At 29.3% G+C, this 23,309-nt stretch carries 27 protein-coding genes; 26 read left to right on the forward strand and 1 reads right to left on the reverse strand.

The annotated features are described in order from the left end of the window. Window positions 1-102: 102 nt before the first annotated feature. The 7 genes from J2Z44_RS19610 (at window position 103) to J2Z44_RS19640 (ending at window position 7,675) form a co-directional block, all read left to right on the forward strand. Window positions 103-888, forward strand: coding sequence for an MBL fold metallo-hydrolase (locus J2Z44_RS19610; RefSeq protein WP_021281556.1), 786 nt, complete (start codon window positions 103-105; stop codon window positions 886-888). Window positions 889-1,293: 405 nt separating this feature from the next. Beyond that, window positions 1,294-2,169: an AraC family transcriptional regulator gene (locus J2Z44_RS19615; protein WP_161624435.1), complete on the forward strand. Its 876-nt coding sequence runs from the start codon at window positions 1,294-1,296 to the stop codon at window positions 2,167-2,169. Between the two features lie 359 nt (window positions 2,170-2,528). Then, a complete protein-coding gene (locus tag J2Z44_RS19620; RefSeq protein WP_021281554.1) occupies window positions 2,529-3,284 on the forward strand; it encodes an AIM24 family protein in 756 nt (251 codons plus the stop codon). A 303-nt stretch (window positions 3,285-3,587) separates the two neighbouring features. Next, window positions 3,588-5,036, forward strand: a complete 1,449-nt coding sequence (gene cysS / locus J2Z44_RS19625; RefSeq protein ID WP_021281553.1) for a cysteine--tRNA ligase — start codon at window positions 3,588-3,590, stop codon at window positions 5,034-5,036. A 181-nt stretch (window positions 5,037-5,217) separates the two neighbouring features. Beyond that, window positions 5,218-5,787, forward strand: coding sequence for an RNA polymerase sigma factor (locus tag J2Z44_RS19630; protein WP_021281552.1), 570 nt, complete (start codon window positions 5,218-5,220; stop codon window positions 5,785-5,787). Further along, entirely contained in the window at window positions 5,777-6,592 is an 816-nt protein-coding gene (locus J2Z44_RS19635; RefSeq protein ID WP_021281551.1) for an anti-sigma factor family protein, read from the forward strand. The genes J2Z44_RS19630 and J2Z44_RS19635 overlap by 11 nt, the downstream gene beginning before the upstream one ends. A gap of 366 nt (window positions 6,593-6,958) precedes the next feature. Further along, window positions 6,959-7,675 (forward strand): DUF881 domain-containing protein, encoded by a 717-nt coding sequence (locus J2Z44_RS19640; RefSeq protein WP_021281550.1) that lies wholly within the window; start codon window positions 6,959-6,961, stop codon window positions 7,673-7,675. Between the two features lie 144 nt (window positions 7,676-7,819). Here the strand turns inward: J2Z44_RS19640 and J2Z44_RS19645 are convergent, their stop codons facing one another. Beyond that, on the reverse strand, window positions 7,820-8,692 hold the full coding sequence (locus J2Z44_RS19645) for a hypothetical protein (RefSeq protein ID WP_209649982.1): 873 nt from the start codon (window positions 8,690-8,692) through the stop codon (window positions 7,820-7,822). 198 nt (window positions 8,693-8,890) lie between these two features. Here J2Z44_RS19645 and J2Z44_RS19650 point away from each other — a divergent pair, with 198 nt between their 5' ends. The 19 genes from J2Z44_RS19650 to J2Z44_RS19740 all read left to right on the forward strand — a co-directional run bounded on the left by J2Z44_RS19650 (window position 8,891) and on the right by J2Z44_RS19740 (window position 22,986). Continuing rightward, complete coding sequence (locus J2Z44_RS19650; RefSeq protein ID WP_021281547.1) at window positions 8,891-9,442, forward strand: flavodoxin family protein; 552 nt, start codon at window positions 8,891-8,893, stop codon at window positions 9,440-9,442. A 383-nt stretch (window positions 9,443-9,825) separates the two neighbouring features. Continuing rightward, window positions 9,826-10,185: a hypothetical protein gene (locus tag J2Z44_RS19655; RefSeq protein ID WP_021281546.1), complete on the forward strand. Its 360-nt coding sequence runs from the start codon at window positions 9,826-9,828 to the stop codon at window positions 10,183-10,185. A gap of 300 nt (window positions 10,186-10,485) precedes the next feature. Beyond that, window positions 10,486-10,776: a CD3324 family protein gene (locus J2Z44_RS19660; RefSeq protein ID WP_152513208.1), complete on the forward strand. Its 291-nt coding sequence runs from the start codon at window positions 10,486-10,488 to the stop codon at window positions 10,774-10,776. A gap of 247 nt (window positions 10,777-11,023) precedes the next feature. Continuing rightward, complete coding sequence (locus J2Z44_RS19665) at window positions 11,024-12,568, forward strand: ABC-F family ATP-binding cassette domain-containing protein (RefSeq protein ID WP_209649984.1); 1,545 nt, start codon at window positions 11,024-11,026, stop codon at window positions 12,566-12,568. Between the two features lie 76 nt (window positions 12,569-12,644). Further along, window positions 12,645-13,568, forward strand: a complete 924-nt coding sequence (locus J2Z44_RS19670) for an AEC family transporter (RefSeq protein ID WP_021281543.1) — start codon at window positions 12,645-12,647, stop codon at window positions 13,566-13,568. 210 nt (window positions 13,569-13,778) lie between these two features. After that, window positions 13,779-14,477, forward strand: a complete 699-nt coding sequence (locus tag J2Z44_RS19675) for a hypothetical protein (RefSeq protein WP_021281542.1) — start codon at window positions 13,779-13,781, stop codon at window positions 14,475-14,477. Between the two features lie 77 nt (window positions 14,478-14,554). Next, window positions 14,555-15,397, forward strand: coding sequence for a hypothetical protein (locus J2Z44_RS19680; protein WP_021281541.1), 843 nt, complete (start codon window positions 14,555-14,557; stop codon window positions 15,395-15,397). 111 nt (window positions 15,398-15,508) lie between these two features. Continuing rightward, on the forward strand, window positions 15,509-15,940 hold the full coding sequence (locus J2Z44_RS19685; RefSeq protein ID WP_021281540.1) for a hypothetical protein: 432 nt from the start codon (window positions 15,509-15,511) through the stop codon (window positions 15,938-15,940). A gap of 47 nt (window positions 15,941-15,987) precedes the next feature. Then, on the forward strand, window positions 15,988-16,602 hold the full coding sequence (locus tag J2Z44_RS19690; RefSeq protein WP_021281539.1) for an LURP-one-related/scramblase family protein: 615 nt from the start codon (window positions 15,988-15,990) through the stop codon (window positions 16,600-16,602). Window positions 16,603-16,815: 213 nt separating this feature from the next. Then, window positions 16,816-17,514, forward strand: a complete 699-nt coding sequence (locus J2Z44_RS19695; protein ID WP_209649986.1) for a GNAT family N-acetyltransferase — start codon at window positions 16,816-16,818, stop codon at window positions 17,512-17,514. A 270-nt stretch (window positions 17,515-17,784) separates the two neighbouring features. After that, entirely contained in the window at window positions 17,785-18,399 is a 615-nt protein-coding gene (locus J2Z44_RS19700) for an HAD family hydrolase (protein ID WP_021281536.1), read from the forward strand. A 26-nt stretch (window positions 18,400-18,425) separates the two neighbouring features. Then, window positions 18,426-18,752, forward strand: coding sequence for a DUF6678 family protein (locus J2Z44_RS19705; RefSeq protein ID WP_021281535.1), 327 nt, complete (start codon window positions 18,426-18,428; stop codon window positions 18,750-18,752). Between the two features lie 70 nt (window positions 18,753-18,822). Then, window positions 18,823-19,437 (forward strand): hypothetical protein, encoded by a 615-nt coding sequence (locus J2Z44_RS19710; protein WP_021281534.1) that lies wholly within the window; start codon window positions 18,823-18,825, stop codon window positions 19,435-19,437. A gap of 308 nt (window positions 19,438-19,745) precedes the next feature. Next, the gene (locus tag J2Z44_RS19715; RefSeq protein WP_021281533.1) at window positions 19,746-20,012 is read left to right on the forward strand and encodes a hypothetical protein; all 267 of its coding nucleotides are present in this window, start codon (window positions 19,746-19,748) and stop codon (window positions 20,010-20,012) included. 318 nt (window positions 20,013-20,330) lie between these two features. After that, on the forward strand, window positions 20,331-20,534 hold the full coding sequence (locus tag J2Z44_RS19720) for a helix-turn-helix transcriptional regulator (RefSeq protein WP_021281532.1): 204 nt from the start codon (window positions 20,331-20,333) through the stop codon (window positions 20,532-20,534). Next, window positions 20,531-20,938 (forward strand): hypothetical protein, encoded by a 408-nt coding sequence (locus J2Z44_RS19725; RefSeq protein ID WP_021281531.1) that lies wholly within the window; start codon window positions 20,531-20,533, stop codon window positions 20,936-20,938. Before J2Z44_RS19720 ends, J2Z44_RS19725 begins: the two co-directional genes overlap by 4 nt. Before the next feature lie 277 nt (window positions 20,939-21,215). After that, window positions 21,216-21,755 (forward strand): YcxB family protein, encoded by a 540-nt coding sequence (locus tag J2Z44_RS19730; RefSeq protein ID WP_021281530.1) that lies wholly within the window; start codon window positions 21,216-21,218, stop codon window positions 21,753-21,755. Window positions 21,756-21,765: 10 nt separating this feature from the next. Further along, complete coding sequence (locus tag J2Z44_RS19735) at window positions 21,766-22,314, forward strand: hypothetical protein (RefSeq protein WP_021281529.1); 549 nt, start codon at window positions 21,766-21,768, stop codon at window positions 22,312-22,314. Between the two features lie 72 nt (window positions 22,315-22,386). After that, window positions 22,387-22,986, forward strand: coding sequence for a hypothetical protein (locus J2Z44_RS19740; RefSeq protein WP_209649988.1), 600 nt, complete (start codon window positions 22,387-22,389; stop codon window positions 22,984-22,986). Window positions 22,987-23,309: the final 323 nt, after the last annotated feature.

The following is a 23,309-nucleotide window of genomic DNA, read 5'->3' on the forward strand; positions in this document are numbered from 1 at the left end:
ATCACATATTCATCTTAAACTACTTGTTTATAAATAATAAAATTCTATGAAAATAGAAGTAAATAAAAGATAAATTAAAATTATTGAGGTAGGAGTATTAACATGAAAAATAAGTTATTTGTCACAGTTCTTTCACTATGTGTTACTTTTATGTTTATATGGACTTCAAAGGCAAGCGCAAGTACCCTAGATTATAATAATGTTTTACAAAAGAAGGCAATAGCAATAGAATATTTTGGGCAGTCTTGCTTTGGAATTAGTGACAATGAGGGGATGAAGATAGTTACAGACCCTTATGATCCAGAAGTAGGATATAAGCTTCCGAAAATTTCAACAAGAATACTCACAGTAAGTCACGACCATTTTGATCATAATTATATTAAGGGAATAAATTCCTATCAACAACTAATATTTGGTGATACAGGAAGCTTTTCAAATGGAGGCATTAAGATAAAGGGTTTTGCCTCTTGGCATGATAATGAAAAAGGAAACTTAAGAGGACCTAACACTATATGCACCTATGAAATAAACAAAATAAAAATATGTCACCTTGGAGATTTAGGCCATGAACTTTCAAAAGAAGATGTGAAAGCCATTGGAAAGGTTGATGTACTAATGATACCAGTTGGGGGATTCTTTACAATAAACTCAGATGAAGTAATGAATACAATTAAAGACTTAAAGCCTAAAATAGTTGTGCCAATGCATTATGGAACTGAGGAGTCAAGACCTGTATTTGAAGATACTTTAGCACCAGTAGAAGATTTTACTTCTAAAATTCAGCAGCAAGGCTGGAGAATAGAAAAGGGAGGACTTCTAACCCTTACTAAGGAAAAGATTAACAAGTTAAAAGGTAATACTGTATTTGTATTAGACTATAAACAATAAAGTATAATAATGCTAAAGCCATGTGTAATGGGGGATTAATTTCTCTATATTATGCATGGCTTTATTTAGTGATATTAATATTACTTTGGACAGCTATTTATAGAAAGTGAATTTAAGTTTTTTAACTGAAGACACTAGCAAGACTTTATTGCTAGATTTTTGGGTTCGGTATAGAACTTATGATTAAATTTATAACTTAAAAAATGACTATAAACAAACACATGGATTTCAGTAGAAGAATAAGTTTTTTTAATAGTTGGGTTAGCTCTGTTAGACACCATATATTTTAACTAGTATAAACCTGCATAAGAAGATTAAAGTGAAAATTGTAATATAATTGGAATTATGGTAAAATAAATAAAAATATTGAGAATAAGGTAGGAGATTATTATGGAGTTCTTCACCATGGATGAAAAAAGAAACATTGGACTTCCATTATATTTAGAGAAAAATGAAACTTTTGGATTTTCTACTCATTCCATGTTTCGGCTTATATTCATATATGAAGGAACAGGGATTTTAAAGATTAATGATAAAAGAATTTTATTTATGGCACCAACAGTTATTGGACTCAATGAAAAAGATGTTATTTTAGTAGAAGAATTTCATAATGTAAAGGCAAAAACCATTTATTTTAATCCTATTGTAGTAAATAATATTTTCACCATAGAAAAATTAAGAGAAGATTCCAGTGAATTATCTCAAACAGAGTTTGCAGATTATTGCTTGTTAAGCCCATTCTTGACTGGACCTGATAGAGTAGGAGAAATAATTCAGATGGGACTAACTGCAGAAAAGAGAATTATGGGGTTTTTAGACAGGTTAAGTAGTGAACTAGATACTTTAGACAATAATTTCTGGAGGTGCAGAAGCAGATCAATTTTATATGAAATATTGTCTTTTCTTCAATATTTATATACTGAAATGGATATTGATAATAATTATAAGGTTTTAGAAAGTGAAAGCGATGTAGATAAAGTTATTCTTCATATCCATGCTAATTATGAACAAAAGATTACTTTAAGTAGCCTTACGAAGCTTTTTCATATTAACAGAACCACACTTTCAGAGGAATTTGCTAAGGTTACAGGAATGTCTGTTATTGATTATGTTATAAAACTAAGGATTAAAATAGCCTCCCTGTTGCTAAGTCAAACTGATATACCTATTAATGAAATTGTATACAGGACAGGCTTTAATGATAGCACTCACTTTGGAAAAATGTTTAAGAAACACACAGGATTTTCACCTTCCCAATATAGAATAAATAAATCCTCATAGACTAATAGCAGAATTTACTTAATAGTTGTAGATGGTAGTTTATTTTAAAGGCTTGCACTTGTTGAAAATTTATTCAATTTAAGTTGGTTAAGTTTTTAGCCTTGAAGAAAATTAGTATTAAAAGTTGCTCTTTTTAAAAATGCTGGCATAAATATAATAATCTGAGCAACAAGTGAATATGAGATATAGGAAAAATAATAGTGCTTTTAGATGGTTAAGACTATAATAAAGGTAAAATGTAGAATACATGCATAATAGGTGGATTAATGAATATATTGGTAAAGATTTCTTGAATAAACTTAGAAAAACAGGTAGTATTAAATAAAAATAAAGATAAATATAAAGGGTGGAGATTTTATATGATAACTTACAAAAACTTATATGATAATAAAAATATGGAAGTAATAGCTTCAAAAGGGGATGTAAAAGTCCTTGAATATAAGAGAGATTTAAGTGTTGACTATTCTAATGCAGTATCAGCATATTATGCTTCAGAAATGAATGTGAGAAAAAGGCAGGTTTTAATTGAATTAAAAGGCAATGCTTACACTATAAGTGCTGGAGCAATGCAGTGGACCTCAGGCTCTGTTACCATGGTAGCTGATGTAAAAGGAATTGGAGATTTTTTAGGAAAAGCCCTATCTTCAAAAGTAACAAAGGAATCAGCAATTAAGCCTAGGTATCAAGGAAACGGCCTATTAATGTTAGAACCTACCTATAAGCATATTCTACTTGAAGATGTGTCAAACTGGGGTGGCATGGTCCTTGATGATGGTCTATTCTTAGCTTGTGAGTCAAAAGTACAACAAAAGGTAGTGGCTAGAACTAATCTTTCTTCAGCAATGTTAGGAAATGAAGGGCTATTTAATCTATGCCTAAGAGGAGAAGGAATTGCAGTTTTAGAAAGCCCAGTACCAAGAGAAGAACTTATTGAATTTGAACTTCAAAATGATGAAGTTAGAATTGATGGAAACTATGCTATTGCTTGGTCTGACACTTTAGATTTTAGAGTTGAAAAATCCGGTAAGAGTTTAGTTGGGTCAGCAGTTTCAGGAGAAGGCTTAGTTAATGTGTATCGTGGAACAGGAAGAATATTAATGGCTCCTATAAAATAACCTGTAAACATTGTAAGACTTTATGAGGAAGTTTTAATACATCTAAAAACTATTAATAGATTTTTCAGATGAGAATAAAGGGTTGTTTCATAAGGTATTTTTCTAAAAATTACTTTGAAACAACTCTTGTTTTATATGTGATTACTAATTAATGAGTCTTTAAATTTGGATTGTAGGTATGCAATATTTATTAATATATAGAAAACTGCACATAGTGTGAGTTATGCAAAATATACTTAACATTTTATTTATTGTTATTAAAAAGTAAATGCAGAATTTACGAAGAATAAAGGAGCGAAGAAGATGAATATTTATTTTCATAATGTATTAACTAAGAAAAAGGAATTATTTGTTCCCATAGAAGAAGGAAAAGTAAAGATGTATGCTTGTGGGATTACAGTATCAGGAGATGCTCATATTGGCCATGCATATCAAGCAGTAATATTTGACGTTATAAAAAAGTACTTTGAGCATAAAGGTTACGAGGTTACTTATGTAAGAAATTATACTGATGTAGATGATAAAATTATTGCAAAGGGCATAGAGTTAGGCATCGACCCACAGGAATATGCTAAAAAGCAAATTATTAAAACAGATTTAGAATTAAGCAAACTTGGAGTTGATAAGCCAACAGTTCAAGCAAAGGCAACAGAGAATATTGAGGACATGATTAATTTTATCAGCAAATTAATTGAAAAAGGTTATGCATATCCTACAGAGGTTGGAGATGTATTTTTCTCCGTAGAAAAATATTCTCAGTATGGAAAACTATCCAATAGAGTTATTGAAGATAGCATTAACGGAGTAAGAAAGGATATTGAACCAGGAAAGCTTGATAGCAAAGACTTTGCTTTATGGAAAAGTGCCAAGGAAGGTGAAATTTACTGGGAATCTCCATGGGGTAAGGGTCGTCCAGGGTGGCATATAGAGTGCTCAACTATGAGTATGAAATATTTAGGAGAAACAATGGATATTCACGGAGGTGGAAAGGACTTAATTTTCCCACATCATGAAAATGAAATTGCGCAATCAGAAGCATTAACTGGGAAACAATTCTCAAATTATTGGATACATAATGGACTTGTTAAAATAAATGGTCAAAAGATGAGTAAATCCTTAGGTAATGGAATTTCTCTAAAGCAACTCTTAGATAATTATCATCCAGATATTATAAGATTTACTCTGCTTCAAAACAGCTACAAGTCAGACATTAACATAATTGATGGAGTATTCGAAGAAAATGAAAAGCATATATATAATTTCTATAAAATCTTTAATGCCATTGATAACTTAAAAATTCATGAGGAATCAAACACTGAAAAGATGTTAACAGATATAGAAGTGGAAATTAAAGCTATGTTTGATGAAGCAATGAGCAACGATTTTAACACTGCTGTAGCAATTTCTCATTTATTCCAGTGGTTTGATAAAATGAGAGTTATGCTTAATAAACCTAAAGAAGCAAAGAACTTGAAGGCAATAAAAGAAACAATGATGAAAACCTACTATGTATTAGGAATTTTCCAACATGAGCCTAAAAAGATTATAGATGATATAAAGAGTAAGTACCTAGAGAAATCTGGGATAACAGAGGAAGAAGTTAAAACATTAATCGAAAAAAGAAGTGCGTATAAAGTAAATAAAGACTACGAAAATGCAGACAAAATTAAAGAAGTACTTGTAGAAAAGGGAATTCTTATTTTAGACGGTGCTAAAGGTACAGAGTGGGATGTTAATATAGGGAAAAAGTAGTGATTAAATAATAATGTGAATATAATTAACCGATCCATAGCTGGTCGGTTTTTATTTTTACCACGATATAGAATAAAATATTAAAATAAATTTTAATATTTGCTTAAATATGGGAACTTTTAAGATAAAGAAATAGTCTTTAGTGTAAAGCTACTATTAATAAAAGCCAGGGGGTGAGCTTTTGGTAACTGATGAGGTATTAGTAACCAAAGTGTTAAGCGGGGAAAGAGATGCTTTTGATATTCTTATAAGAAAGTACCAAGGAATTATCTATAATTATATTTACAAGATGACTCTAAGTCGAGAAGATTCAGAAGATATCATTCAAGAGGTTTTTATAAAAGCCTATGAGAATTTATATAAGCTTGAAAATAAAGAAAGATTTTATAGCTGGTTATTTAAAATTGCTATAAATACTATGAATACCTTTTTAAAAGGAAAGAAACATCACACTTTAGTTGAAGAAGATGTGATTTTAAATATTCAAGTTAATGCAAAGGATACTCCAGAAGAAATACTTCAAGCAAAAGAAGATAATAGAGAGTTATTAAAAAAGCTAAGTGTTCTTAGTGAAGAACAAAAAAATGCCATGGTGCTAAAGTATGTGCAAGGCTTTTCTTATAAAGAAGTGGGAGATATCCTTGGAATTAAGGAGGAAACCATTAAAACTAAAATTTTTAGAGCTAAGAAAAGGCTATATGATTTTAATAAAACCAAGAGAGATGAGGGAGGTGCTCTAAATGAAGTGTAATACTGATATGCTCTTTGATTATGTTGACGGAGTATTAAGTGATGATGATGTGAAATTACTAGAAGATCATTTACAAAGCTGTGAGCCATGTAGAGAAACTGTAAATACCTTCAACCTAATGGAGAAGGTAGGGGATTATGATTATCAGATTCCAGTAGATGTAGTACGGTCAGTAAGAAACTCAACAGACAGTGATTTATACAAAAAGAAAAAGCTTTTATATATAAATAGGCACCTTTCAAGAAATAGGAATATAAGAAGATACGTAGCAGTAGCAGCAATAGCACTGGTAGTAACTGGGGGCATGATGTTTAGTAAAAATTATAATTTTACTGAAAACAATAAAAAATATACAGAATCTGGAGAAAATATAAAAAATCAAGGACAGGATTTTACCAGTACCTTTGGATTGCCTGAGTATATTGTTATTTATAATCAGGGTTCTCAAAGCAAGTTAAGTAAAGGTTCGGAAAAGTACAATGCTATTATAAAGTTATTGGATGAGAATTTAAAAAAAGAGAAGACCCTAGGTATAATTAATTCTAGAATTACGGAGGATGAAGAAAAGCTAAAGGCAGAGGAGATATCCCTAGAGTTTGTATATTTTGAACTAAGCAGTTATCCTTTAAGTGCTAAAGCTGAAACAGGGAAAAAGCCCTTTATCAGATTACTGTGGACACTTACAGGAGAAAATAATGACTCCTTTGAATTAGGACTAAATTCAGCTTTTCAGCCTTATGGTAGTGGTGCAGTTGGGCAGTTTTCAAAGGATATATCTATAGAAGTTCTTAATATAATAAAGTAGCTTAAAAAGAAATCTAACCTGAATAGTTTGTTTAAAAGGAGATGGATTTTAAAACCATAAACTACTAACCAAGGTGAATAGCCTTGGTTTTATTATTTATATAGAAGTATTAAGGCGATAAGATAAATATTTAATAAAATAGGGGAAAAAAATTAGAGATTATGATAAAATTATTGTTATGGTGAAAGAACTTATAAATAAGAATTAACAGCAAAGGTAGCATAGGATAAAGTTAAGAAATAATATTAGTTGACGACGGCTTCTAAGGTGAAAAAACTTTATTCATCACCAAAAGGCCTTGAGGTAGCAAAGTAGGTTCAAACTTTTGTTCCTTGTACTATAAATTTTATTGGTTAGGTGATTATTATGAAAAAATTTATTTCTGAATTATCTATAGGACTGGTATGTTTACTTCTTGGATTTTTGATAATATGTCAACTGAAAGCTATTAACAATAAGATGATTTTGGGAGAAGATAAGCAAAGTTCAGAGGCACTTGTAGAGAGTGAGCAATTACTAAAGCAAGTTGAAGAGCTACAGAAAAAAGTAGCGGAACTTACAGAGAAAAATAAGGATTTTGAAACTGCTGCAGTGCGAACCCCAGATGAAACTATTTTAATATCAGAGCAACTGCAAGAAATGAAGCTTGCAGCTGGAGTGCTTGATGTAAAGGGAGAAGGAATTACTGTGGATATAACTCCTAAAAAGGATAGAATAGTAAGTCCATTTAATGATGCTCCAATTATTGATTATGATTTACTAACTATAGTTAATAAATTAAGGGCTGCAAATGCAGAGGCTATTTCTATAAATGATATAAGAGTTACTGCAAACAGTGGTATTAGAACAGCAGGGAATTATGGAATTATTATAAATAATCAAAGAATACCTTCCCATCAACATGTTGTAATAAAGGCTATAGGAAATAAGGTTGATTTAGAAGGGATAATGAAGTTTCAGGGAACTATTTCAGAAGAACTTTTAAGGAACTGTGATATTACAATAAAACCTAGCAATGATGTGGTAGTAAAAAGGTCCCAAGTTATAGGAGGGTACCAATACGCTAAGCAAGTAAATGAATAGAACTAATGTAGGTAGTTAAAGACAACGGTTAGGACAGTTACTTCATATATAAGTTATATTAGAATTTAAGGGGAAGCATAAATATATAAGCATATGAAAAGGAGGCTTTGGCCTCCTTTTTCATATGCTTATATTGAGAAGGTGCTAAACTATCATGGAGCTAGCTTCGTTGGATAAAGGAAGCTTTTTAGTATATTTATCATTTTCTTCCCAAACTAATTTGCCTCCCGAACCCTTCTTAGGCTCCATAAACTTAAGGTTAATAAAACCATCTTTACATACAGGGCAGTAAGTTAAGACTGCAGTTATGTATGGTTCACCATATTCTTCAAATGGCCTCTCCTGTTTAATAAAATCATCAAATTCTTCTTTTGTTTTTTGCAGTGCCTTTTCTAAAGCCATAACTTCATTATCAAAACTAGAGTAAGTAAAATCATAAAGCTTTTTTTCTTTCATATATTTTTTGCATTTATCACAGTAAGACTTATCTCCCACTACTGTAGAACCAACTGTTAATCCTCCAATAATAAAACCAAGCATAGTTATATAAAATGAAGTTTTATTATAACCCTTTCCAAAGCTAATAGAACTACCAGAGCTATGGCCTCCAACAGACACCACGCTTTCAGAAGTTTCAAACTGGAATTCTAAATAATTTTTAAAGGTAAAAGGTTCAGTATCATTGTACATATAGTTACTGATATGCTCTCCTTTGAAAGTATTGTTAATACTCTCATCATCTACATATGTAGAAAAATACGCAAAGTAATTTATTGCCCAAAACCCAATAAAAGCCAGTATAGCTGATGTTATAGTGTGCTTAGCAGTTGCTTTGATGTTGGCATGTTTTAAATATAAAAATATACCTTTACCACAGAAAGCTCCTAGAATTGCACCGCCTATGGGTAAGATAAACCAAAGAGTGAAGCTATGGACAGAAATACCAATGAAGGCCATAATAAGGTAATCAGCCAATATTGTTAATAGCAAGCTGATTAGCCCAAAAAAAATAAACATATAACCACCTACCTCGTAAATTAAATTCAATACAATATTTTTATTCTATCAATTCTCGGAAAATCCTTCTAAATATACAAAAAAATATACAATATTTCATAATTATGTAAAATTCTACAGAGAAAAACTGAAGATTAAATTTAATGATTATGGTAAAATAATAGGAATAATAAATTTTTATATAAGGGAGAATCACTGATGAAAACACTTATTTTTACTGGAACACCTAGAAAAAATGGAGATACTATGGCTTTAGTAAAGGAACTTATAAGTCATCTTCAGGGAGAATATAAAATTGTAAATGCTTATGATTGCAATATAAAACCATGTATTGATTGTAGATACTGCTGGGAAAATTCAGGTTGTGCTGTGAAGGATGAAATGCAAGAGGTATATGACTACATTGAAAAATGTGACAATGTGATAATTGCATCACCACTTTACTTTTCAGAACTTACTGGACCTTTACTTAGTGTTACAAGCAGATTTCAAACTTATTATTGTGCAAAATTTATTCGTAAGGTTAAACCTATTGAAAAAGAGAAAAAGGGAGGAGTTATACTTGTGGGTGGAGGAGATGGCAGTATTGACAAGGCATATAGCACAGCTAAAATACTGTTAAAGGACGTAAATTGTACAGAAATTGCACCTGTAGTTTATAGCCATAATACAGATAAAGTTCCTTCTAAAAATGATATAGAAGCCTTAGCAGCAGTAAGGGAATTGGCTAATTTTTTCAATGAAAAATAAATTAATATAAGGAGCCTATAGAACAAATTATAAGGTTATTGCTATTATTTAGAGATAAACTGCATCGAAAGTCACCAAGTAGCTTAAAGAATATACATTTTCTTTAAGCTACTTTCATATATAAGAAAAAGTTTTTCTCTAAAATGTAAGGATAAAAGCTTAATGAAAGATGAAATATGCATTTAATAAGGATAAAAAACATATATTTATAATGTAGGTAAATAAACATTTATACAAGTAAATATTTATTTAAGTATGTTAAAAGGAGGCTTTTTATTATTGTACTTCTTAAGGCCTTTGAGAAAATTTAAAAGGAACAAATAATTATGTATCCAAGACAGAGATTTGTTGCTAGAGAGTATCAATAATAGGAGGAGTTTGTAATGAAAAAAATAATCCAAACAATAATTGAAACAATAATGGACCAAATGAAAAGTTTTTTAGTATATGCAATTTCAGGTGTTGTTATTTCATTAATTATTATAGCTGCATGTTACTTTGGAGGATACAACTATAGGAGCATAATGAAATATACAGCTATTGGGGTAATAATAATAGGGGCTGCTGGTGCTATGGGGGGCTCTAAGATGAGTAAGGATTACGAATATATACGAAACCGGGGAATGTATCAAGATGAAGTAGATTCAGTTATTGAGGAGCAAAACAGGTCAACTGAGAACATTTATAGAGCTATTAAAATGTTTTTAACAGCAGCTATTATTTATGGCATATCATTAATTTAAGATAAAGGAACAAATTTGACAAAGAATAGTAAAATAGTTTATTATAGGATAAAAAGGGAAGTGGATTGGATATGTGTCAAACAATAGTAGTAGGCTCCATGCAAAGCTTGTAGAATATGAAAAACTTTTGCTTGGAGCTAATAAATAGATATCTGCAGAAAAATTAAAGCTATATAAAAGTGTGAAAAATATTTAGTTTTATTTTAATTTATAATGTAGCATACCTATATATGTAAAAAAATATAAGGTTTTTCATATTTTATTCAGTCTTTGCATCTTCATTTAGGAATTAAATGTAGATTGGAGCGAAGAATTATGAGATATGAGAAAGCAGAAAATATATTACCAAACAATATAATAGAACTAATTCAAGACTATATTGATGGTGGGTATATCTATATACCTAGAAAAGATGAAAATAAAAAATCTTGGGGAGAAAATACTGAAACCAAAAGGCAACTTGAAGCTAGGGATAAAGAAATCTTTAGCAAGTATTCCTCAGGGGTATCAGTTAAAATCCTATGTGAGGAATATTTCTTAACGGAGAGCAGCATTAGGAGAATAATCAGGAATCAAAAAAAATATGGGTGATAGAGGCTTTATAGGATAAATAGCTAATTTATCAATGTCAAAAAGTCTTAGGGGAACCAAGGGAGATTCAATGTATAAACAATTATTGATTTTGCTTCCCTATATATAAGGCATATTTTCTTAGTTTTTACTATGAAGATATGCCTTTAGTTTTTTTGGTTATGTTTATTACAGAAACATTTATAAACTTGGGTCACTGTACTTCTGGTGGTATCATAGTTATGAGGGTACAAGGAGGTAGAAATTTATGAGCATTTTAACAATTGAAAATATGAATCATTCTTTTGGCGATAGAATACTTTTTAGCAATGTATCCTTTAATCTATATAAGGAAGAACATGTGGGGCTTATTGGGGCTAACGGAGAAGGGAAATCCACCTTTATGAAAATTATTACAAATCAGCTTCTCCCAGATGGGGGCACTATTCAGTGGAACAAAAAATACACCATTGGATATATGGATCAGCTGGTTGATTTAAAAGAAGGGGTTAGCACAATAGATTTCTTGAGAGAAGCATTTATTCATTTATATAATATGGAAGACAAGATTAATGATTTATATAATAGCCTTGGGAATATGAATACAGAGGAAATGGATAAAGCCTTAAATAAAATAGCTAAAATCCAAGAAATGCTAGACAAAAGTGATTTTTATAGCATTGATTCAAAAATACATGCAACTGCAAATGGTCTTGGCTTTAAGGAGCTTTTAGAAAAGGAAGTTTCCACCTTAAGCTGTGGACAGAGGATTAAAATTTTACTTGCCAAGCTTCTCTTAGAAAAGCCTGATATTTTATTATTAGATGAGCCCACAAACCATTTAGATGAAGAGCATATAGAATGGCTAAAAGGTTATTTGATAAACTATGAAAATGCATTTATACTAATATCTCATGATAATAGCTTTATAAATAGTGTAGTAAATGTAATTTATCATCTTGAACACAAGGAACTAACAAGATATGAAGGGAACTATGATTACTTTGTTAAGCTTTATGAAATAAGAAAACAGCAGAGACTCATTGAATATAAAGAACAACAAACAGAAATTAAAAAGCTTGAGGATTATATAAGAAAAAATAAAGTAAGAGCTTCAACTGCAAAGCAAGCTAAAGCTAGAGAGAAAAAGCTTAATAAAATTGAAAGAATAGAAATTAAAAAAGATATTATAAAACCCTATTTTAATTTTATAAGTGTAACAATGCCAGAAAACATTATTTTTGAGACTCAAAACTTGATAATCGGGTATGATAAGCCACTAAGCAAGCCTCTTAATTTAAAGATGAAAAGAGGACAAAAAATTGCAATAACTGGAGCTAATGGTTTAGGAAAAACCACTCTTTTAAAAAGCTTACTTGGACTTTTAGAGCCTATAAGTGGTGACATAACCTTAAGCGAATATACAAAGATAGGTTATTTTCAACAGGAAATGGCAGAAGATAATACCGCACAGGTTTTATATGATATGTGGGATGGCTTTCCACAAATGACTGTGACAGAAGTAAGAAAAAGTCTTGCTCAGTGTGGATTAACCAGGCAGCATATAGACAGCACTGTGGATATATTAAGTGGAGGAGAACAAGCTAAACTAAGACTATGCAAACTAATTAACAAACCCTCAAATATATTAGTTTTAGATGAGCCTATAAACCATTTAGATATTCATGCAAAAGATGAACTGAGACGTGCCTTAAAAGAATATGAGGGCAGCATAATTTTAGTATGCCACGAACCAGAGTTTTACAATGATATTGTAACAGAGGTTTGGAATTGCGAAGAGTGGGTAGTTTAGGTAGTAAATATTAAGAATGCACAAAACCTTAAGTAGAGGAATAAAATGAATAATACTTTCCTTAGGAGGTGTTATTATGGAGATGCCAACTATTATAAAAAGTGTTATTTCTTTATTTCTAATTATGCTAGTAGGTGTATATGGTAGTAAAAAGGGGATTATAGATGACCATGTGAATAGGGGTTTAACTAAGATATTACTAGATATAACACTGCCTTGTATGATTATTACTTCTTTTAAATTTTCCTATGATGGAGGGGTTAAAAGTAATATTTTAAAAACTTTTTACTATAGCCTTGCAGTGTATATAATTCTTATTATTATATCTAAGATTTTAACGGTGCCAGTAAAAAATCAGAAGAGGACTATACTTCACTTTGCAAATGTTTTTACTAATACAGGTTACATTGGATTTCCTATTTTAAATGCTATATATGGTGCTGAAGCTGTTATGTATGGGTCTATATTTAATATTTTCTTTAACATTTTCCTTTGGACCTATGGAATTATTATATTTAAAGGTAGGATGGAAAAGCAAGAACTTATAAAGGAACTATTGAAAGCACTAAGAAATCCATCCCTTATAGCAGTATATATCGGCATTATAATGATGCTCCTTAATTTGAAATTACCAGCAGTAGTTTTAACAAGTGCAAACTCCATTGGTACTATCACAGGACCACTATCCATGATAATAGTTGGAGTTCTAGCAACTAAGGTAAATATTAAAGAGCACTTAATAGATTGGACTCTATACTATGGCATAGCTATGAAGTTAGTATTAATACCAGCAATTTTATACTTCGTTTCACTACTCATAAGGGATAGATCCATAGTTTCAAATACTGTAATAATCTTAGGATCCATGCCAGCAGCTGCAATGACCTCCATATTTTCAGATAGCTTTAACGTTAAGAGGGAATATGGTGCTGTAGTGGTAGTTGCTACAACTTTATTATCCATATTTACAATACCTATACTTCTGAGAATAATAATATAGAAGTTAATATAAAGATAAAAAAGGTTTGCTTAAGTTTTGAGCGAAAAATGAAGTTATACATTAAGTTTGTTGATTTATTCAGCAAACTTTTCTTTTGATAATGGTGAAAGCACAAAGGATGAAATGTTCGTTTAATTAACTCAGTTATGGGTACAATACCTCTTAATACTAATACCTTTGAATTTAAAAAGATTAAGGGGTGTAAATAAAATGAAAAGAATATCAATAGCCATTGCTTCTACTATGTTAATTTTTGCTTGTACAGCTTGTAATTTTCAATATAAAAAAGAGTTTAAAGATAACAACGTATATGCGGCTTCATTAGGTGAAGTTGAACCAAAAGTTGAAGGTAATGACAAGAACTTGAAATATAAAATTATGAAGTCCTTTGTAAGTCTAGCGAAGTATTATAAAAATATTGATGAATTAAATAGTGATTCTAGTATTATTATTGAAGGAATTGTAAAAAGCACAGAATCAGTGTACTTTAATCATAATGTTACTACAGTTTCCCAAGTAGAGCTATATGAGGTTTATAAAACTAATGAATCTGCTATTAAAAAAGGAGCGACAATTTGCATCAAAGAGATAGGGGGAATGCTGGATAAGGAAACATTATATAAAATATATAAAGAAAAATTTCCAGATGAGGAATTTGATAAAGAAAAGTTTATACCACAAAAGGAAGCTCCTAATGGAATAAGAACAATGGAACAAGGTGACCATATTATAATTTTTGCAAATAAGTCTGCACAAGATAAATGTTATTATGTTACTGGAGTTTACCAAGGAAAGTACCTTGTTTATAATGATAGAGTTGAACATCAAGTGCCTAGTGAGGAAGAGGCCAGATTTGAGAATAAGGTAAAAACCAAGAAAGAATTAATCAAATTAATAAATAAAAACTAAAAAGAATTAGCTTTTATATTAATCTATAAATTAAGAGTCAATTTAATAGAAAAGAAATTATCAAAGGAGCTATTAAAGTGAAATATTTTCAATTAATTGCATTTGTTTTAGAGATAGTTTTTCTAATCCCATTTATTTTGTGGGGAGTATTATCTAGTACTAATATTATAAAAGAGGAAAGAAACTGGCTTAATTCAGGTAAACCTTACAAGGTTGTAATAGAAATTTTATCAAGATGTGTAATGTTTTTATTTTTTATGTACTTGGCATATTCATCACTTGCCCCAAGAGTAATGGATATACCTAATTTAGTTACTGGAAATTTAAGTACTGTAGAAGGTTATGCAATTAAAATAGAAAGAAGAAGTAAAGATTTATATGAACAAATTGATATTAATGGAACAAGAGCTAGATTTTTTCTTGGTTCTGGAGTGGAGGGGTGGCAAGAATACAAAGTAGGCTATTTGCCAAAATCACACAGAGCTATAATTATTGAAAGAAAATCGCAAGGACCATCCAGTGCAGGTAAAAAAGTTGGGCTTCCATGGAAACCTATTCTTGTAGTATTGTATGTAGTTGGAGTAATACTATTGTTAAATAGGTTTGCTTTTTGGTTTCTGTCAATAGGAAGTGCAGTATATTTTCCGTTACATGCTTATTTTTATTATAGCTATGGAAAATTCCATGGAGTATGGGGTTTAAAGGGGAACGATGCTTTAGTGAATTTAATAGGTGGATTAGTATTCTTATTAATGTTAGGAATGTTTTATTTTATGGAAAGGTGGATGAAAAAACGAAGGATAAGAGGATACATTCAAAAATATGGTGATTCGGAAGATTATTATATAACAAAATTGACGGCACATTTTATAGTTTTTATTTATATTTTAGCAACATTAAAATATCTAAATATGCTTTAAGATGAGTAGAGGTATTAATCAATTAAAGTGGTATAGAGATGATATACATATAGGTATATGTGAACTTGAATTAATTTATAATATTAAAAAACTAATTTTGTGAGGGTAAATATGAGTAATAGTAAAGAAGAACTAAGTAAAATGATAAATCTAGACGTTGTAGCAGGATTTGCAAAGCTTATGTCCATAGCATATATACTTATAATTATTATAAATCTTGCTACACAACCTGAAGTATGGTACCTAGTTATTCCTATCGAAATAACTCTTATTTTAATATATAAGATTAGAGCCAATTTTATAAGAAATAAGTTTAAAGCATATAGGGTTGTTACTGCAAAAATTACAAAGATGAATGCAATATTCATTCAAGGTACCCGAAAAATAACATATTCCTATGAATATCAATCTAAGGAATACATAGGGAATTCAATTATACTAGATTTTCTACGTGATTCATTTTGTGTTAAGCCAGGGAATTTAATAAGTATAGCAGTTGCCATAGATAATCCACAAATATCTAAAATTTTAGAACTATATTAGTATTAGTTATGGTTTAAGTATAACTATATTTTTATATGGAGATAAAAATGAAATTAATAATTGAACAAAAGAAATTTAAGTTTAATTACCAATATAAAATTTTTGATGATAATGAGTTGGTATATATAGGAAAAGCTAATAGGACAGTTATACCTCAGCCAAGAAAGATTGGCTTATATGATTTAAATAATAATGAATTAGGTATATTAAAGGAAGAAAATATTATAAAATTTATAATAGCCTACATTCCAATACTAGGTTGGTTGAATTTTAGTACATGTCCATACAACCTTTATGTAAATGGGGTTAATCAGGGCTTTCTTAGTAAAGTTGCGCAGATAAAGAATACACATCCGTCAATTATAGGGGAAATTAAAGGACATAACTTATCTATTTATGAGCATACTGGAGAGCAATACACTATCTTTAAAGATAATTTACAACAAGGTTTAATAAAAAGAGAACACTGGAAACAGGGGGATGGAGATAGATACATAATTTTATATAATAGAGAATTTGGTACTGAGTTAGCAGCTTTAACAGGAATTTTAGTTGATATAATTTGGGGAACTACTGATACTTCTATTAAGTCCTTAAGCTATGAATACACATGGGTATTAGGAGAGGAAAAATTAAATAATCACTGGGAGCCGAAAGATTAATGCCAAGGTGGATAGCCTTGGCTATATTTATATAAAGATAGAAACTATAGGGTTTATTCCAATATGTATATGTAAGTAAAATACAGAAATGGTATAATTAATTCATGTTGGTTTATAGAACAAAGATGGTATTTCAAATATTAGAGATTTAAATCCACTAGTTAGATGAACCTTCAAATATAGGAAAGAGCCTAAGAAAAGAAAGGAATAAATATGTGTAGATTTGAAGAGTACTATAATAAGTTTCTAGGTGTAAACAATAATGAGATAACTGAGCATAAGGTTTTTGAGTCTAAATACAGAGACATGCCCTTAAATAATAAATACTTTTATCCTATTATTATATCTAATTTTAATGATAGCATCATATGCTCTTGTTCTAGTAAGTTTTCTAGCATGTGTAAGAGCAACTTTGATGGTAGCATGGAATCTATTTCAAGTATACTAAAAGCTATGAATATTAACCGTAATAAATATAGGTTTAGAAAAATGAGGCGATATTCAATAGAAAGTCCAGATGTATTATTTGATACAAAGGCTGAGGTGTTAACAGAAGACATAATTAGAAAAGTTAATTTTCAAGGAATAGAAGACAAAGAAAATTACATTAGAAAAAAAGGAAACATACTACAAGAGAAAAGACAATTTTTCATGTTAAAAGATGGTAACATTGCAGCAACAGCCTTTATTTCAGAAGTATATAGTAGTGGGTGCAATATTGTGGTTTACACTTCTCCTAATTATCGCAAGAAAGGTTATGGCAAAGAGGTAGTTAAGGCATGTATTAATTGGTGTCATCAGAATAATCTTTTGCCAATATATCTAGTTGAAGAAGAGAATGCAAATTCAATTAAATTAGTAGAGAGTTTAGGATTAGAACTGAAAAGTCATGAGTGGATTATATCGGAGTAGTCTTAATTATATGAATGTATTAAACATCATCATATAACAATGAGTTAAAGTCTAGGATTTTAATTAAAAGAAGGGCAATCTTATGAAGGAGCAATAAATATAATACAATTTAGAATAACTTGGATAAATAAAATAATTTCAAAGAATACATTGGTAAAGGCACATATTTAGCACTCTGTATTGCAAAATAAGGGGGAAATTTAGTGTAATGAGTGAATTAATATATATGAATAATGATAGTTATTTTTATTTCCAATAGGGGGAAGTTTTATGATAAAGGCAATTTTATTTGATTTTGATGGAGTACTAACCGTTGATGCCACTGGGTCTCAATCAATTTGTAATTATGTGTCTAAAATTACAGGTGTAGATAAGACCTTATTTACTAAGGAATATAAAAAGTTTAATAAAGTACTATTAAATGGAAGCATAAAACACGAGGATATATGGGAAAAGATATGTGAAGCGATTAATTTTCAGATTAGCATAGAAGTACTATTTGATTCATTTATAAATACTCCAATGGATATTGAGATGTGTAAATTAGTAAAGAAATTAAAGGGCAATAACTATATTATAGGAATGGTTACACATAACAAGAAGGACAGAATAGACGCAATTAGAGATTATCATAGGTTTAATAATTTATTCGATGAAATAACTGTATCAGCAGAGGTTGGTTCAGGCAAGGAGGATAAAGAAATATTTTTAAGAACTGTTAAAAAGCTAGGAGTAAAAGCTAATGAATGTGTTTTTATAGATAATACTGAGAAAAACCTTATTGTACCTAATGAGATGGGGATGGAAACTATTTTTTATGATCATACAGAGAGAAATATTGATAAGCTTTTATCCCAACTGAAAGCTTTAGGAATCAAATTATAGATAATAGATAATAGGAAGTGAAAACGGTGAGCTATAGAGAATACAATGGATTAATGAATAATACCAAGTGGCAAGAAATTAGAATATCAATGGACAATTATCCAGGTACAGTATTATGGAGAATAAAAAATATTGATAATGGCTTATTAAGCAATTGGAACTCAGAATGGTTTAATCATTTTCAATTAAGGGAATACAATAAGATTCAGTGGTTAGAAATTAAAGTTACTAGCGAAGAAATGAAAAATGAAATTATTCATATACTAAGAAAGATTCATGTCCCCGGAGAAGTTCTTGATGATTCAATAAAAGTATATGGATATATAAAAAATGGTTTTATTGACTATATATAACTTTATATTTTGTACTTAAGGATTAGTATACAATAGTTCTTAGCTGATTATTTATAAGGAGTTGATAGTGTTGGCTATGTATAAACTGCCATTAGGAATTGGAGTCCCTAAAGATGAGAATTACCCAAGTGAATTAGATGCAAAAGCAATTAATGAAAAGAGAAACTCGGCAAAGATAGTAGAAGGGTTTGTATTACACGAAGTTTCTAATGAGAAATTCTCTAATTATGCAGAAGTAAATGTTGATGCAGATAAAATCTGGGATGTATTTTGTAGTTTAGCAAATAAGCTAATTGATGATGTTGCTTATGGTATTGTAGGGTTTAAGGACGAAGATCCAACCTTAAGTAATTTTACAAGCAAAGAAAAGCTTTTAGCAATATTTGAAGAGTATAAATTTGAAATAACTAATGATGGATATTTAGAATTTGGCATAGCATACTATGATGAAAATTCAATGAATGAAATATATGTGTCAAGTTTTAAGTATATGAGAGTATGGACTGATAGAAAAGAAGAGCTAGTTAATAGCTTAAATGAATATGGAATCAAGGAAATACAAGGACTTCAATTTATTGATGAGTTTCCAGTGGTTTCTAAAGCACTTAAAGCAGATATGGACAAAGGAATTAGGCATTATTCAGAAGTAATTGATACTATTGAGAGGAAGCTTGCACAGCTGTAGTATATAAAAGAAATATATTGAAATATATGGAATAAAGAAAATGCAAACGAAATAGTTGCTAAATTCTTGGAATAATTATGTAGAAGAAATGATCCAGCTAATAAATTATCACAGGGGGAGAATATGGCTAATATTGATTATAGGGATAATGATGACCTTTTTTATATGACTCTGTTATAGAAAGCTTAGAAGTAAATCATAAAAATAAATCAATAGTTTTTAAAATCTTAAAAGTAATTGATAGAATTGATAGGGAAGGGGGTTTTACTTATAAGGTCAAGCTTGGAACCCTAACATTTGAGGAAGTAGTGTACGCAACTATACCATATAGTATTGAAATTGGAGAGTGGTGTGAGTTTTATCGTTCAGCAGTGTTAGATTCATCTGAATTATTAGAAAAACTAAAACAACATCCTAATCCGGAACTCAAAAAAATAAAAGAACAATTAAAGCATGTTTATTTAGGAATAGATAATGGCATTGAATATAAGGAGCTTGATATTATATGCAAAAGTTTTACACTTAAGTTAGAATCAGAAGAATTTGTAGTATGTGATGATTTCCAGTGGCTATAGGATTAATATTTAATTTATAATATTCTTAAGAGATGTAGCGATAAAACAAGATGAATTAGGTAAACTAATGCTTTGCAGTTGGAATGATGAGGAGTGATATTTTATACTTCTTTTTATTTTGCTCAAAATTTTCATGTTTTATCACGGTGAAACATGAATCTTAGGTTAAGTAACTTTTATTTATATTAGATGTAGCAGACTAAAAAATAGTCTGTTAATTTTTTTTGATAATATGGAAAGTTTACTTTACATGAGTGGTATATCATGGTAATATGTATGTAAAGTTAACTTTCCAATATTGAAGAAGGGAGTTTTGAAGTGAAAAATAGATTAGAAGAAATTCGAAAGTCAAAAGGTATTCGGCAGGAAGAACTCGCTACAGCCTTAGAGGTATCAAGACAAACCATTGGCTCTCTTGAAAATGGACGGTATAATCCATCTATTATTTTAGCCTTTAAAATTGCACGGTATTTTGACATGAGTATTGAGGAAATTTTTATTTATGAGGAGGAATCATTATGAAAATATTAAAGAAAAAATTCGTTTTACATGGAATAATTGCACTTGTTGGCATAGCACTATTTATTGTTAATATAATCAAATTAGGTAATAACAAGAACATTAAATGGCTGACATTATCATTTACTGCTATTTCAATTAGAAAATTGATTCAATTTATTAAAATATCAAAGAATCCTCAGATGCTTAAAGAATTTGAGATTCAGCAAAAAGAAGAACGATTTAATTGGATTTATGAGAAAAGTGGAAATTTCACTTGTTTAGTAACAATACTTGCTGAGGTTATTGCCATGTTTATTTTAGCTTTATTAAATCAAGAAATCATGGTAAATATTGTAGGTGTCATTGTGGTTATACAAGGGCTGATTTATATCTTAACTTATTATTATCTTTGCAAAAAATATTAATATTGAAAATGAGAATACTCTTAGGTTAATAAGTACTCAGTTTTGTTAATATATGACACTAATGAAAAATATAAATAGTTTAAATAGTTTAAATAGTAATATAAAACAAATAGCTAGAAACATTAATAGACTTATAAATTGTTTAATTAAGCAATTTATAAGTCTATTAAAATATTTTTATGTATGAAGAAGTACTTTACTTAAAGTGAATTCATTTACATTAATTACAATTAATAGTAATATGTAATTATACAAGTATTACATTTATGGAGGAGATATGATTTCTATTGAAATAAAGTACAATTCAAAAGACACCTTTGAGTTAGCACAGTTTATTTGCAAAAAGCTTTATAAAAACAGCATTATTGCAATAAGAATTATTCAGACTATCTTTTCATTTATAATGATATACATAGCCACAGTATATGTAGGTGTAGAGGATAAAATCATCCTTAGTATTATTTTTATTGTACTATTATTGCTTTATATTTTAGCCTGGAACCTCTATTTAATTGTAAATTATTCTTATAGCAAGAAGAATAGTAACCTTCATGAAAATACGAAGATTACATTTGAAGATGATTACTTTATAGTAAAGTCCCAAAGTGGAAAAAAATCATATTGTTATCAATATAAGTATTCTACGATACAAGCAATATATGATGAGGAAAATAAATTACTTATAATGTTAGATAATTTAGCTACCGTTATATTAATTCCTAAAAGAGAACTTGGTGTAGGAGATTATGATAAATTAATTGATTATTTAAAGTTAAAAATTGATAATAACCTTATTTATAAAACTAATAAAAATTAGGGGGCACAATATGCAAGAAAATCTTAATTATAGGGTTACTTCACAGGTAAATATAAATGATACTAAAGAGTTAATTTTAGTTTTACTTAAAAAATCAAGATTAGTAATAAAAGTTATTAGCTTATTTGGAATGGTTATCCTAGCAATTCCATTAGTAGGTGTATTATATGAATATACCATTGGGCAGCCTACTGACTGGACATTAATAGTACTTGCTTTGTTTCTCTTAATACTATTTTTAGTATTTTTTATTAATGAAAAAAAACTTGTATTGATTCCCTTTAAAAAATATCTAGACAGAAATAAGAATTCGCAGGGTGTTCAAAAAATTTGCTTTTATGATACTTACTATACTGTTGAATATAATAGAATTGATGTTAGTGCTAATATCACAATAAGTTATGAGGATATAAAGTATTTTGTTGTAGATAAGGATTTAGTTGTTTTGGGAGATAAAACTAAGGATAAGTCACTAACATTCATTAGAAAAAATGCAAAATTTGAGATAGGTACATTAGACGATTTCATACAGTTTATTAGAAATAAAGTAAATAAATAAAGTCAAACAGATAAATTTTGATTAATGAATTTATCTGCTGTTTAATTGATAAATATTGATTTTGGAGGAGTTATGAAAAAACATATATTATTTTGTATTATTGCCGGAATAATGACAATCTCATTAGTAGGCTGTCAAAAAGAAAATAAACTAAATAAGGAAGTACTTAATGAAGCTAGTAATTCTAATTCTAGTATTATCATTAATAACACTTCTTATGAAGATGAGCCAGATAATAGTGTTATTAAAAAAAGATATGATAATGTTAATAAAGAGCAATTAACTTATGAGATAGTACCACAATCAGGCTATTTCTATGAAAGTGAAAATGAAATAGTATCTAGTTTTCGATTAAATGAAATACCTAGTATTAATAATAAAAAGTATTGGCATATATTACAAGATTACACTTATGCATGTGAACTTAATCCAACTAAATTATCTTATGATGAAGCAATAAAGCTGATTAGCAAAGTATTACCAAGTGATATAAAAAAAGAAAGAGAAAAACTTAAAGATGGTGATGAATATTTGATAAGAAGTATAATTTATTCTTCTAGCAAAGGGAATTTTATTGTACAATTAGTTCATCCTAAAATTGAAGATGAAAACCTTAAGAAAACTACTAATCTTGATTCTGTAATAGGTATTTCGTATTTAAAAGAAGAATAAAGGCCCACGTATCATGATAAAAGATATGGGATTTTGATGGCAATGAATATGTTTGAAAGAGTGGAGGTTTTATAACTTATTAATAATTATCTCGTATTTGTTTGATAAAATCGTCAATCTATATAGGTATTAAAGGAATAAAACTGAAGAAAAAAGTAAATGGTTTATGGATTTTATGAAATAAGTTATAGGTTTCTTATTAATGATTTAGCTTTCTCAATGTTGTTCATTCTCTTAAGCCCCGAAACTATCTTGGACAATTCCTTATACATTCAGTATAATGTATAAAGTGAATGGAGGTAAAGAAATGAAAGGTAGAAGTT

The organism is Clostridium punense (assembly GCF_017874425.1).
In the GTDB taxonomy this organism is placed as follows: Bacteria; Bacillota; Clostridia; order Clostridiales; family Clostridiaceae; genus Clostridium_J; species Clostridium_J punense.